This window comes from Acinetobacter haemolyticus, assembly GCF_003323815.1.
In the GTDB taxonomy this organism is placed as follows: Bacteria; Pseudomonadota; Gammaproteobacteria; order Pseudomonadales; family Moraxellaceae; genus Acinetobacter; species Acinetobacter haemolyticus.
This window is the reverse complement of the sequence record NZ_CP030880.1, coordinates 487,535-501,075: the sequence shown is the minus strand read 5'-3', so window position 1 is coordinate 501,075 and position 13,541 is coordinate 487,535. Positions and strand designations below refer to the sequence as shown.

The following is a 13,541-nucleotide window of genomic DNA, read 5'->3' as shown; positions in this document are numbered from 1 at the left end:
AACTAGTTATTACAAATCACCCATAATAGAGCACTTGAACATTAAATGGATTTTTGATCATGGGGAAAAAATTAATAAGTGCTTTACTTTTATCAACAATCAGCAGTTTTGCCTCTGCAGTTGATATTACAGGACTCTGGCAAAGTATTGATGACAAGACGGGGGCGCCAAAAGCGTTAGTTGAAATTCGCCAAGAATCAAATGGCAGCTATGCTGGGAAAATCGTAAAGATTACACCTCGTACAGGCTACACACCGAAAGAAACCTGCGTAGATTGTCCTGCACCTTATACCAATAAACCAATTTTAGGTTTAGATGTAGTCACAGGTCTAAAATACAGTGAAGGTCTAAACTATACCAATGGTCGAATTTTAGATCCGAATACAGGTAAAATTTACAGTATGCGGGCTAAATTAAGTGCAAATGGCAAACGCTTACATTTACGCGGCTATCTAGGTGTATCCGCATTAGGTCGTAACCAAATCTGGATTCGTGCAGATTAACGATTAAAACAAATCCTCAGACAAAACAAAAAGCCCTATCATGTTATAGGGCTTTTTGTTTGCACGATTAAATTATCGTGCTTGTAACTTTGCATAATCCAACAGAACATTTGCCGCCTCTGTTACGAACGCTTCTTCCTCTGGTAAAGGTGGACGTTGATGTGCTTTCATCTTGGCACGCGCTTCAATTAAAGCATCAATGGAAGCTTGATAACTTTCCCAATTTGCATAAGGCTTTTGACCAGATGCTACACGTCTTTGATTTTCAGCCTCTAAAGTCTGCTTTTCTAAATCAATTAGTTCTGCACGACGCTGGTTAATATCTAATACGACCTGTTTCTGATCAGAGGTTTTCTGTGCAATTGCCTTTCTCGCCTCTAAATATTTAAACTGTGCATCCAAAGCAACACGCTCAGCAGAGAATTGGGATAATTTAGCCACATAAGGTTGAACCGAACCCTCTCGTTTGAATGGTGCTGTTGGAATCGTATCCCACTTCAACGCATTCTTCGCTTTACGTTCACCAAACTCCTCGTTATAAATATCGACAAGTTTGATATCTGGAATCACCCCCTTATTCTGGGTACTTCCACCTGTAATACGATAGAATTTACGTTGTGTCAGCGTTGCCTGCCCATAAGCTAACGAATCCAACTGAACCTGTGCAGTTCCTTTTCCTGTCGTAGTACTACCAATTACGATACCACGCTCATAGTCCTGAATCGCAGCAGAATAAATTTCACTTGCCGATGCAGATGCTAAATTCACAAGAACAGCCAATGGCCCTGCATAAATTTGTGCACCACCATCAGTGTCCTCAAACACATTGACATTACCGTTGCCATCTCGGATCTGAACTACAGGACCAGATTTGATGACTTGTCCCAACATCCGCGCAACTTCTTCCAAAGAACCACCCGGATCATTTCGCAAGTCAACCAAGATTCCTTCTACTTTTTTCGCTTTGAGCGCTTCCAAAGCCTTGGCTGTATCAACTGAAACTGAACGATATTCTGCTCCTGCACGGCGAGAGCGGTAATCAAAATAGAAAGATGGAATTTCGATCACACCAAAGGTATGTTTCTTTCCATCTCGTGTGATCTCAATGGTACGTGAACGAACGCCTGCATCTTCCTCTTGAATAATATCACGGGTTAAAGTGACATTACGCGCTTGACTCATCGGAGCACCTGGTCCAAGTAAACGTACAACCACTTTGGTTCCTCGCTTACCGCGAATCAAGCCAACGATTTCAGAGCTTGGCCAGCCGATGACATCCACCATTTTCTCGCCGTCTTGCGCAACGCCAATAATGCGATCACCTGATTTAACTTGTCCAGACTTACTTGCAGGACCACCCTCGACGATCGTTTCAATCCGAGTGTAATCTTCATTGCCGCGCTCTGGACGAATCGAAACACCGATCCCCTCTAAACGCAAAGTCGTTTGGCGATTCAGCTCCATCGCATCAATTGGTGGATAATAATTACTATGTGGATCGTATGTCGCCAACATCGCATTTAAAGTTTTTTCTAAGACATCATCACTTTTTAGACGTGCCATGCGCTCTAACTGACGCGTATAACGCTTGGTCAATGTCTGCACAGGTGTAAGATCCTCAGGTCCTGTCAGATCTTGTCCATTTGCAAGTGATGGATTTTCTTTTAATGCCTTTTGCTTGGCTAACTCTTCTTCTTTACTAATAGTTAAGTTAATTAACTGTGATACCAGCATTTTACGCCAATGCGCTTGCTGTTCAGCAGTGGTCTGGAAATAAGGAGCTTTTTCTCGTTTCAGATCCAAATAAACATCTTTTTGCTGCAAGTTTTGCGGCTTTTTCAACTCAGCCAACATAAACTCATAAAATTGTTTCAAACGTTCACGATATTGCGCATGAATTTCAAATGGACCCGTTAAATTCCCAGCTTTGAGTGAACTACCAAAATTTGAACCATATTTATTTTTATACTCCTCAACCTCACCACTCAAAAAAAGTGAATGATCAGGATCAAGACTATCTAAATACATATCCAAAACGCGGTTGGAAGTCGATGCATCTAAGCGCATGTTAAGGTAGTGTTGGCGATCAACCAATGTTGCTAACTGACGTGCAACCAGTGCTTGTTCTTGTGTAGGCTTAATCACCGTTGAGACAGCAGATGCTTCTGTTGCCGCAAATGCCTCATTAATTGTATGAGAGAAAAACAAACCACCAGTCGCAATTGCAACTGCACACGCTATCATTTGAAGTTTCATAAAATTTGGGTACTTCCTTGGATATGGCAATTATTACACGCTGATACAGCGATTAAGAACATATTTCATCCGACACTTTATCAGCCTGCATACTTATCAGGTGCTATTAATAACCTCACAATAAGTATTTATCATCAATATCATGTAGTTTTATCATAATCTGTACTGACAAAATGTAGCAAATCATTGCACAATTTTGCTATCGTTTTTTTCATCAATTTTTTAATCAAAATTCAAACGGAATACATATGATTGGCGCTTTGATGCTAGATATTGCTGGCACAGAACTTACTCAAGAAGATATTGAACTATTACAAGCCCCGCAAGTCGGTGGCATGATTTTATTTGCACGAAATATTGAATCACCTCAACAAGTTCGCGCCCTAACCGATCAAATGCGCCAAGTACGCCCTGATATTCTGATTGCCGTAGACCAAGAAGGCGGTCGAGTACAACGCTTGAGACAAGGTTTTACCTTATTACCTGCAATGGGAAGACTCGGTGAACACTACCTCGAAAACCCACAACAAGCGATTGAGTTAGCAGAACAATGTGGTTGGTTAATGGCAACCGAAGTTTTAGCTGTTGGTATTGATTTCAGCTTTGCACCTGTTTTAGATCTGAATGATGTCAGTGATGTGATTGGTGATCGTGGTTTCGCTAAAAATATGCAAGATATTGTTCCTCTTGCCGACGCTTTTATGCGTGGGATGAAAAAAGCAGGTATGGCTACCACAGGCAAACATTTCCCTGGACATGGTTCGGTAAAAGCAGATTCACATATCGCCGCTGCCATTGATAGCCGTTCATATCAAGAAATTTATGACAAAGATATGCAAAGCTTTATCAAACTCATGCCACAACTTGATGCCTTGATGCCTGCTCATGTGATCTATGATCAAGTCGATCCAAACCCTGCTGGATTCTCTCCATTTTGGCTACAAACAATTCTTCGCCAAGAACTTAAATTTGACGGAGTTTTATTCTCCGATGATCTAAGTATGCAAGCGGCATGTGTTGCTGGCGGTGCAGATGCGCGGATTCAAGCGGCATTAAATGCCGGTTGTGATATGGGCTTGGTCTGCAATGACCGTGATGCTGCATGTACAGCTCTGGATGGAATCCAAGAATTGGCGTTGCCAAATCAACAGCGATTAGAGCGTATGCGTGGCAAAATTCCAAATATTCAAATCGGCACAACCTTAACTTTAGACGATGAAAACTGGCACAACGTCAGAAAAGTCATTGAAGAATTTAAGAATTCGTTCTAACTTTGATTAGATTTTTAATTGTTCTATTCACACGATGGAATCTTGCCGAGTGCTCATCTGATTAAAGGATTTGGCCTTCGGCTCGACTTACTTTTCAGGGATGAAAAGTAAGCAAAAATCCTTTGTTAGGCTGAGGGTACATCCTTGTAACCCCAGCCCAACAGCGGCATCCATGCCGCCCCACGATAGTAAATAACAAACCTAAACCAAGATGTAGTCAAAACACTCTATATTTTAAAGAGATGAATTTTATATCTAAATTAGGAAAAAATAGAGTCTAGGACAGATGACACAACAACTTTCAAAACATCGCCACATTTCATTTACCGCACACTACACAGGCTATATTTGGTATCAGATGGGGATTTCACATCCCTCTCTTGCAACAGCCAAAGGAAAAACACTTGCTGCTTTAGTCCATCCGATTGAAAGTTGGGCGGAAAAATATGTGGGCGGTAGCATGCGCACCACGCTCAAGCAACGCCACACTATGCTAGATGCCCATTTAGAGCAACTCATCCGCCAACATCCAGACTTGCAGGTACTTGAAATTGCTTGTGGCTTATCTCCGCGTGGCTGGTGGTTTAGACAACACTATCCAGATATTGTTTATCGTGAGCTTGATCTACCTGATATGGCTGCAACCAAGCAAGCCGCATTACAACAAATCGAAGAAAATGTCGAAGATGTGCTATCAGTAGACTTATTTACAGAAGCATTTGCAGCCGCCTTTGCCGTATTTGATTCGAAACGCCCATTGGTGATTATTAGCGAAGGTTTAATTAACTATTTTGATAAGCCTTTACTACACCAATTGATCCAATCCATTGCGACTTATGGAAAAGATTTTATCGAACTTCATTATCTTACTGATCTTTATCCAGAACCAACGCAAAACAAACTTGCCACAATTATTTGGAATAGCAGCCGCTTACTAAAATGGATGTCTCGCAGTGCATTTAGTTTTCACTTTCAAACACCATCAGAAGTTGAGCAGTTTTTCTATGAAGCTGGTTTTAAACAAGTAACAGTCTTACAACCTAAACAATTCTTCGAGCAAAAAATACTGGAAAATAAACAACAACATTTAGGTGATCTGGTTTGGACCATTCAAGCAAGTAATAACTAACCCACAAGAAAAAAGAGAAGTGATCAAATGATCTACTTCTCTTTTTTACTAATCGTAAACTAAAATTACGACTGTTTTTGACGCTCAATAAACCGTATTAAACGCTCAGCAACATCGAAATTGCCATGTTTAAACAAAATACGTAATCCTTGCACTGTTGCTTCGAAAGTTAAGCATTCAATTTTAAACTCGCCTTCTTCATCAGCTAAATGTAAAGCTAAATCACGCGGATGTTGGCTAACAAAATCAAGCTGTTCTAAGTCATCGAGTTTTAAATACACACCAAAGAAAGTGATATCAACAACTTTAACTAAAACTTCAGTATCTAAATGACGATGTGTTAGTTTAGTTTCTGGTTGCAAGACTGGAATACGTTCTTCACCACGACGTTCGATCTGTTTCATTTCCTCACGTGTCATGGTAATAATGCCATCAAGATTGTCGATGGATTCACCCTTCAAGAATGAGGTAAACAAATTCATCGTTTCTTTACGACGTTGTAATTGTGGTACATGATCTGCATTGGCAATCAAAGCAAACTGCATATCTTGACATTGAAGTGCAAAGTCCGCATTTTCATGAGGTAAAGTAAAACTATCGTACTGCCCTGCTGCAACCAATGTTTTACACTGCGGCACAGGCACATCACTTAGACGCAATAAACGATTGCAATTGATCTCGTAACGTTCACGCTCGGTTGCACTAAACTCCGCCATCTGTCTAAAAAACAAACGTTTTGCCGTCGGTGACATGCGTGTTTTATCCAATTTGGCATGATTAACCAAATACAAAATAACAGCTTGCCCAAACTCTTCCATGCGATCCTCTCGCATGAGATGCAACGACTCTTCAAGTAGCATACGCCAACTTTTACGTGTCTTTTGCATGACACCCATCAATACCATACGATCAATAAGTTCTGGACGTTGATGTGCAAACGAAGAAGCAACCACCGATCCCAAAGACATTCCCATCATGGAAACTTTATCGATTCCTACAATATCAAGCCATTGACCAAGCATTTTTGATAAGTCTGGCAATTCTAAAACACCTGCAGATTCACCAGTATCAACATTACGAATTTGTTGATTTGCACCCATGGATGGTAAATCGATTAAAATAACAGGACCACTCTCAAAAAGTTGCTCAACACAATATTTATAAGAGTTAAAGTTTTGAAATGCGCCCCCGACAATTACAATCGGCGTGTTATAGATCGTTTTAGGATCTGCAATCGCCATATATTCAATTTTCCAACCATCAATCCATGTTGTGCGTGCTGGTTGCTTAAAACTGTTTTTATTGTAGATGTCGAAAAAACCAAACCCTGTGTAGGTATGATTTAAATCCGAGTCCATTTGGATAATGGAATTCATGTCCTTCCTCCATCCTTGTTTATTTTTTTGATGCAAGAACCTCATTGTCAGCGATTTATACTTGCAAGTTAACAAATTTATAAAATTTGTATTACATTTATCCTATACTTTTTCATTCTATACAAATGCACGTTTTATACGCAATCATTTCCTTTACCACTTATCTTGTTTAATCCAATAATCTTTTGCAAAATATGTAATCTCCGTTTTATATTCAATATCTCTATCGCACTAAAATAAAAAAATTTGCGTCAATTAACATTTTTAATTTTTTTGAATTGTCAGTTCCGCCTATTCATTGTTCTGCATTTGACTGTTACTATCTTATTAGTACAGGCAATCCTTAAAATGCTATGCAAGATTCTATTGAAAATTATATGCAACAAGTGGGTATTCAAGCGCGCCAAGCTTCTCGTGTTTTAATGAGTGCATCAACTCATCTTAAAAACCATGCTTTGTCTGCGATTTATACAGCGTTGGAAAATAACCAAACACAAATTTTAGCGGCCAATCAAATTGATATGCAAAATGGTCGTCAAAAACAATTAGACACTGCTTTGCTAGACCGTTTAGAACTTACACCCGCGCGTTTTAAAGGAATGCTTCAAGGTTTAAAAGATGTCATCGCCTTAATTGATCCTATTGGAGAAATTACCGATCTCGCTTATCGTCCATCAGGTATTCAATTGGGTAAAATGCGTGTCCCATTGGGTGTCATTGGCATGATCTATGAATCACGTCCAAATGTTACACTTGAAGCAGCGTCTTTAGCTTTAAAGTCTGGTAATGCCATTATTTTACGTGGCGGTTCAGAAGCTCTTGAATCCAACAAAGCAATTGCAACCGCGATTCAACATGGCTTGCAAATTTCAGGTTTGCCAGAACATGCCGTTCAAGTGATTGATACACCAGATCGTTCAGCAGTTGGTCATCTGATTACCATGACTGAATATGTTGATGTGATTGTACCGCGTGGTGGAAAAAGCCTGATCGAACGTATTAGTCAAGAAGCACGTATCCCTGTCATTAAGCATCTAGACGGTAACTGTCATGTGTTTGTTGAAGCTCAAGCAGATCTGCAAAAAGCACTTCCAATTGCATTAAATGCCAAAACCCATCGCTATGGGGTGTGTAATGCAATGGAAACTTTATTGGTCGATGAAGCAATTGCAGAGGAATTTTTACCGCATATTGCCGAATTATATGCCGAGAAACAGGTCGAGTTACGGGGCTGCCCAGAGACACAACGTATCTTAGGTGTTTCTGTTAAAACTGCGACAGAAGATGATTGGTATACCGAATATTTAGGACCCATCCTTGCGGTAAAAGTGGTGACTGGCATGGATGAAGCAATCGAACATATCAACAAATATGGTTCACATCATACAGATGCCATCATTACTGAAAACTTTAGTCTAGCGCGTGAGTTCTTAGCGCGTGTTGACTCAAGCTCTGTAATGATCAATGCATCAACTCGATTTGCAGATGGCTTTGAATATGGGTTAGGTGCTGAGATCGGTATTTCTACTGATAAAATTCATGCCCGTGGTCCTGTAGGTCTTGAGGGATTAACCTCTCAGAAATGGATCGTCTTTGGTGATGGTCAAATCCGTCAATAATTAAAACTCATCTAGTTAAACCAAGACACGATAAAGTTCATTCATTTGATCTTTATCGTGTTTTTATATATTTTCATACAAAAAAACAGTGAAAACCAACAGATTAATCAAAAGTATTTCTTATTTACAAACTATACTGAAAAATATTAATTCCGTTGATTTATAAAAAGTTGTATAGGCTAAAGTCTATTTTGCCAATGCAACACCTCATGTTAAAACATTGCGCTTGTTTTTACTGTTCTGCGATGATCGTAAACTCAAAATGCTTATCATAAAATTTAAAATTGGTTAGGTGTTCAAACGTGGCTATATCAGTATTAGTAATTAATTGTGGCTCTTCATCTATTAAATATGCCCTGATCTCAGAACGTCGTGAAGATCGTATTTACGGTTTGGCAGAAAATTTAGGCGCGGCTGATGCACGGATTAAAGGCATCACAATCGGTGGTGAACCACTTGAACTATCCATCCCTTACGCAGATCACGCCAAAGCACTTGAAACGCTATTAGCTCGTCTAGCAAATTATAATCCTCAAGCGATCGGACATCGAGTGGTACATGGTGGGACCATGACACATGCTGAACGTTTAACGCAGGACACCATTGATCGTATTCGTCATGCGGTTCCTTTAGCACCGCTACACAATCCAGCCAATTTAATTGGTATTGAAGCCACCTTAGCGCTATTTCCACATTTACCTCAAGTCGCTGTCTTTGATACTGCTTTTCATCAAACTATGCCTGAACGTGCTTATCGTTATGCACTACCACAGTTTTTATACTCAGATTATCAAGTTCGCCGTTATGGCTTCCATGGTACGAGTCATGCCTATGTTTCAGAGCGAGCAAGTGAGTTAGCTGGCCAAAAAAATCAAGGTGGATGGCTCAGTGCACATCTTGGTAATGGCAGCTCAACCTGTGCAATCTGGAATGGTGAAAGTATTGATACCTCTATGGGAATGACACCGCTAGAAGGTGTCGTTATGGGCACCCGAAGTGGGGATGTTGATCCAAGCCTCCCTTTGTTCTTATCCAATAATCTAGGATGGGATATTCAGAAAATCGACAATATGTTGAATAAAGAAAGCGGTTTACTGGGTTTATCTGATCTTTCTAATGATATGCGAACCCTAGTTGAAGCCTCAGAAAATGGGCATGAAGGTGCAACTCTCGCAATCGAAGTCTTCTGCTATCGTCTCGCTAAATCTTTATCAGCTTTAAGTTGTGGGCTCCCTCGTTTAGATGGTTTAATTTTTACAGGTGGTATTGGTGAGAACGCTGCCAATATTCGTGAGAAAACCGTAGCCTATCTACCACACTTTGGTTTGCAATTTAGTGTAGAAAAAAATAATAGCTTAGCACGTGGTACCGAAGGTCGGATTGATCATGGTACAGGTCCACAAATCTGGGTCATCCCAACCGATGAAGAAGGAAGGATTGCCAAAGAAACGCGCCAAGTGCTTGGACAACTTAATTAACCAATAAATCGAATTTTAAGGTCATTATGAATACAATTTTACTTATTCCAACTGGTGAAGGTGTAGGTTTAACCTCAGCCTGTCTAGGCATGATCTATGCACTAGACTGTAAAGGCATTAATGCAGGATTTTTAAAACCCTTCTCTCAAATTGCTGAAGCAACTGTTGATCGCACCACAACCTTATACCATCATCTATTTCAGCATCATGCTGTAGAACCGATGACCTATGATCGATTAACACAATTGATTGCGCTCGGTGAAACAGATGAATTGCTTGAAGAAGCGGTGGCTTTACACCGCCAAATCGCGGCGCATCATGATGTGATCATTGTTGAAGGGCTTGTTCCAAATGGTCAAGACCATTTTGTGAGTGAAATCAATGCTGCCTTAGCGCAAGCTTTAGATGCTCAAGTGGTTTTGGTCAGTACCGCAGACTTGTCAGATCCTCGCAAAACCGCCGAACGAATAGATGCACATCTTCGACAATTTGGTGGCGCTGCTTCAGCACGTACGACTGGCATTCTATTTATGCGAACCAAAGGTTTGCCTGAAGATACGGCACAAATTCCTGTCACACTCGATCCAAGTTTACGCTTAGGTGAAAAGATAGATCGTTATGCAGTAGAGTTACAACGTTATAACCGCCATATCGGAACCGAGGCCCTACCTATTATTGGCTTAGTGCCTTTTAGTAATATTTTGAGCGTTCCGCGAAGTTTAGACATTGCCCCGATTGTCAATGGAACATGGTTACATCAAGGTGAAGCCAAACATCGACGTATATTACATACCAGTTTAATTGCATCTAATATTGAATCTGAACTTCACAAATTTGTACCAGGTGAGCTGATTATTGGTGCATCTCAGCGCGCTGATATTTTACTTGCTGCCAGTCTTGCCAGCAGTAATGGAACACCATTGGCAGGATTAGTTCTCACAGAACCATCCCCACCCGCAGCAAATGTGCTTGAGTTTTGCCAAAGTGCAATCAAACAAGGTTTACCAGTCTTACACACACCCCTCACAACCTTAGAAGCATTGAAGAAACTCAGTCGTTTTGGGAATGAAATTCCAATCGATGATACTGAACGTGCGGAACAAGTTACACGCTTTGTATCAAGCCATATTGACAGTCAATGGCTGGATCAACACACCCAAAACAATTTACACCCGCGCCTATCTCCTTCAGCATTCCGTTATGAGTTAGTCCAAAAATCTATTTCTGCGAAAAAATGCATTGTTCTACCTGAAGGCGACGAACCTCGCACCGTACAAGCGGCTGTGATTTGTCAGAATCGAGGTATCGCACAATGTATCTTATTGGCAAAACCCGAATCTGTTGCAGAAGTTGCAAAAGCTCGTGGTATTCAATTACCGAGTGATTTAAAGATCATTGATCCTGACACTATCCGTGACCGCTACATCGATCCAATGGTTGAGCTACGCAAAGGTAAATTAGATGCCTTACAAGCCAAAGCACAACTTCAAGATACCGTCGTACTGGGTACGATGATGTTAGCCTTAGATGAAGTTGACGGTTTAGTTTCTGGTGCGATTCATACGACCGCCAACACAGTACGTCCTGCCTTCCAGTTGATTAAGACTGCGCCTAATTATTCGTTGGTTTCTTCTGTATTCTTTATGCTGTTACCAGATGAAGTCTATGTGTATGGTGACTGTGCAATCAATCCAGATCCGAATGCAGAACAATTGGCCGAGATTGCCATTCAATCTGCTGATTCTGCAAAAGCGTTTGGTCTCGACCCTCGTATTGCGATGATCAGCTATTCAACAGGAACCTCTGGCACAGGTGCGGATGTTGAAAAGGTCGCTGAAGCAACTCAAATCGCCCAACAGCGTCGTCCCGATCTCCTCATTGATGGACCCTTACAATACGATGCGGCTTCAGTAGAAAGTGTCGGTCGCCAAAAGGCACCTGATTCGCAAGTGGCTGGTCGTGCCAATGTATTCATATTCCCTGATTTAAATACGGGTAATACCACTTATAAAGCAGTGCAACGTGCTGCCAATGTGGTCAGTGTCGGTCCAATGCTGCAAGGTTTAAATAAACCAGTCAATGATTTGTCTCGCGGTGCTTTGGTCGATGATATCGTGTTTACTGTTGCATTAACGGCGATACAGGCGGCGCAAAGTAGTTAACAGATCATTCAACGCTAATCCTTTAAATATGGGTTAGCGTTTTTGTGCCAACCACACTGTATGCCCTGCACATTCAGCATCCTCTGCTATCATTTTTATCACTTCAAATCCATGTTGCTTTAATAAAAGGCGATATTCATCTGCCGATAAACTGGCATGGTACAAAGGTTCACCAAACATCTCGCCAATCGCCTCCCCATGTGCAGGCCCACTGGTAAACATTAATGCAGCACCCGCCACAGCATGATCTGAAAATAACCCAAACATTTTTCTTTGATCATCATGGGTCAAATGAAAAAAACTGTCCCAAGCTAAAATCCCTTGAAACTTTTGATCTGATTGAAAACTACGAAAATCTTGCTGTATCCAGTGCTGTTCAGGAAAATTTTGCTGAGCCATTTCAATCATGACATCCGAAGCGTCCACCCCCGTTACATCATGACCATGCTCAATCAAATATTCCGCAATTGGCTTGGCTGAGCCACAGCCCAAATCTAGAATTTTGGATGGAACAGAAATTAAAGATAAAAAACGATCTAACCAAACCTTTTCATACAAATAGGTTCCTCGACGTTCAGTCCATGAACGTCCATATTTCTTATAGATATCGATAATCTGCTTTGCCAAATGCGCCTGCATTTTTCTCTTCCTTAAATATGGCAAGCTCATTCAGAGTTGCTTAGAAGACGTAAATATTGTTTGGATTCGTGGCATTTTAATAAAGAAAATAGCATTTCCGCCAAGAATTAAGACCACGCCGATCACAGCGTTAAGCTGCCATTGATAGTCTTCCCAAATTGTCGCTACAACTAGAGCCACCAATGGAAATAATAACGTACTATAGGCTGCCTTGGCTGCACCAATCCGTCCGATGAGATAGAAATATGCAGTAAACCCAATTACTGAACCAAAAATCGCTAAATACAATAATGCACTCAACGCACTGAACTGCATACTCGGAAAGAAATTGTCTTGCTTAATCCCCGAAATCAATGCCATCAAGATCGCGCCATATAACATGCCGTAAGCATTGGTACTAAAGATATCCAACCCATGTTTTTGGTGTCGAGTACTAATCATATTACCTAGAGAGAAGCCATACGTACCTAATACACACAATCCAATCCCAATCAATGTCTGATAGTTCAATGTTGTACCAAACACATCATGCCAAAATAAGGCCAGCATACCCAAAAGCCCCATCAAAGCTGCTGGATAAAAGCGCGGTGAAATCTCTTGATCAAAAAAGAATTTAGCATTGATTACATTGAAAATCATAGCCATAGAAAAGATCACCGCTTCCAACCCACTGCTAATATATTGCACAGCATAATAAAAACAGACGAAATTTAAGCCAAAAACACATAGCCCCTGTAATACACAAAATAGATGATCTTTTAATGCAAGTTTCTGTAATTTCTTGGTGAGCGCAATAAAGACAAAGAGAACAATCGCTGAAATAAAGAAACGCCAAAACACTGCGACATTTGCTGAGATTCCACTTTGTTGTTGCAAACTAATCGCAATCCATGTGGTTCCCCAAATCACCACCACCAAAGCATATAACAGCGCATTCATCTTAATTAACCCGATCGTATTCACATAACCGCTATTTTGCGATGTTTCAAATCATCTTAACTTGCATGTTCTTGCGATGATTATCATCAAATTGCGATTATATTTACCCTCGCTGAACTAATGACAAACGCGATTAAAAATCGCTACACTAGTCACATATTCAAACCTT

10 protein-coding genes are annotated in these 13,541 nt (G+C 40.6%); 6 read left to right on the top strand and 4 right to left on the bottom strand.

The genetic code is table 11. The features are described 5' to 3' along the window. The first annotated feature begins 59 nt into the window (after positions 1–59). The gene (locus DS737_RS02375) at positions 60–503 is read left to right on the top strand and encodes a DUF2147 domain-containing protein (RefSeq protein ID WP_004640900.1); all 444 of its coding nucleotides are present in this window, start codon (positions 60–62) and stop codon (positions 501–503) included. A gap of 72 nt (positions 504–575) precedes the next feature. Here DS737_RS02375 and DS737_RS02370 read toward each other — a convergent pair whose 3' ends face one another. Beyond that, the gene (locus tag DS737_RS02370; protein WP_004640902.1) at positions 576–2,759 is read right to left on the bottom strand and encodes a carboxy terminal-processing peptidase; all 2,184 of its coding nucleotides are present in this window, start codon (positions 2,757–2,759) and stop codon (positions 576–578) included. A 248-nt stretch (positions 2,760–3,007) separates the two neighbouring features. Here DS737_RS02370 and nagZ point away from each other — a divergent pair, with 248 nt between their 5' ends. After that, a complete protein-coding gene (gene nagZ, locus DS737_RS02365; protein ID WP_113996672.1) occupies positions 3,008–4,030 on the top strand; it encodes a beta-N-acetylhexosaminidase in 1,023 nt (340 codons plus the stop codon). A gap of 286 nt (positions 4,031–4,316) precedes the next feature. Further along, the gene (locus DS737_RS02360) at positions 4,317–5,159 is read left to right on the top strand and encodes a class I SAM-dependent methyltransferase (protein WP_004640907.1); all 843 of its coding nucleotides are present in this window, start codon (positions 4,317–4,319) and stop codon (positions 5,157–5,159) included. 65 nt (positions 5,160–5,224) lie between these two features. On the opposite strand, the gene DS737_RS02355 is transcribed toward DS737_RS02360, so the two are convergent. Beyond that, positions 5,225–6,535 (bottom strand): alpha/beta fold hydrolase, encoded by a 1,311-nt coding sequence (locus DS737_RS02355; RefSeq protein ID WP_113996671.1) that lies wholly within the window; start codon positions 6,533–6,535, stop codon positions 5,225–5,227. A gap of 353 nt (positions 6,536–6,888) precedes the next feature. Between DS737_RS02355 and DS737_RS02350 the strand changes: the two genes are divergently transcribed. The 3 genes from DS737_RS02350 to pta all read left to right on the top strand — a co-directional run bounded on the left by DS737_RS02350 (position 6,889) and on the right by pta (position 11,794). After that, positions 6,889–8,154: a glutamate-5-semialdehyde dehydrogenase gene (locus tag DS737_RS02350; RefSeq protein WP_004640911.1), complete on the top strand. Its 1,266-nt coding sequence runs from the start codon at positions 6,889–6,891 to the stop codon at positions 8,152–8,154. Between the two features lie 302 nt (positions 8,155–8,456). Beyond that, positions 8,457–9,632, top strand: a complete 1,176-nt coding sequence (locus DS737_RS02345) for an acetate/propionate family kinase (RefSeq protein ID WP_004640913.1) — start codon at positions 8,457–8,459, stop codon at positions 9,630–9,632. 26 nt (positions 9,633–9,658) lie between these two features. Beyond that, on the top strand, positions 9,659–11,794 hold the full coding sequence (gene pta, locus DS737_RS02340) for a phosphate acetyltransferase (protein ID WP_017394760.1): 2,136 nt from the start codon (positions 9,659–9,661) through the stop codon (positions 11,792–11,794). Between the two features lie 33 nt (positions 11,795–11,827). On the opposite strand, the gene DS737_RS02335 is transcribed toward pta, so the two are convergent. Both DS737_RS02335 and DS737_RS02330 read right to left on the bottom strand, forming a co-directional pair. Continuing rightward, the gene (locus tag DS737_RS02335) at positions 11,828–12,433 is read right to left on the bottom strand and encodes a class I SAM-dependent methyltransferase (RefSeq protein WP_017394759.1); all 606 of its coding nucleotides are present in this window, start codon (positions 12,431–12,433) and stop codon (positions 11,828–11,830) included. 30 nt (positions 12,434–12,463) lie between these two features. Next, on the bottom strand, positions 12,464–13,372 hold the full coding sequence (locus tag DS737_RS02330) for a DMT family transporter (protein ID WP_113996670.1): 909 nt from the start codon (positions 13,370–13,372) through the stop codon (positions 12,464–12,466). Positions 13,373–13,541 lie beyond the last annotated feature (169 nt).

Excerpts from the sequence above, each read along its gene's own strand:
- DS737_RS02375 (WP_004640900.1), top strand. The coding sequence starts at position 60 with ATGGGGAAAAAATTAATAAGTGCTTTACTTTTATCAACAATCAGCAGT.
- DS737_RS02370 (WP_004640902.1), bottom strand. The coding sequence starts at position 2,759 with ATGAAACTTCAAATGATAGCGTGTGCAGTTGCAATTGCGACTGGTGGT.
- nagZ (WP_113996672.1), top strand. The coding sequence starts at position 3,008 with ATGATTGGCGCTTTGATGCTAGATATTGCTGGCACAGAACTTACTCAA.
- DS737_RS02360 (WP_004640907.1), top strand. The coding sequence starts at position 4,317 with ATGACACAACAACTTTCAAAACATCGCCACATTTCATTTACCGCACAC.
- DS737_RS02355 (WP_113996671.1), bottom strand. The coding sequence starts at position 6,535 with ATGAATTCCATTATCCAAATGGACTCGGATTTAAATCATACCTACACA.
- DS737_RS02350 (WP_004640911.1), top strand. The coding sequence starts at position 6,889 with ATGCAAGATTCTATTGAAAATTATATGCAACAAGTGGGTATTCAAGCG.
- pta (WP_017394760.1), top strand. The coding sequence starts at position 9,659 with ATGAATACAATTTTACTTATTCCAACTGGTGAAGGTGTAGGTTTAACC.
- DS737_RS02335 (WP_017394759.1), bottom strand. The coding sequence starts at position 12,433 with ATGCAGGCGCATTTGGCAAAGCAGATTATCGATATCTATAAGAAATAT.
- DS737_RS02330 (WP_113996670.1), bottom strand. The coding sequence starts at position 13,372 with ATGAATGCGCTGTTATATGCTTTGGTGGTGGTGATTTGGGGAACCACA.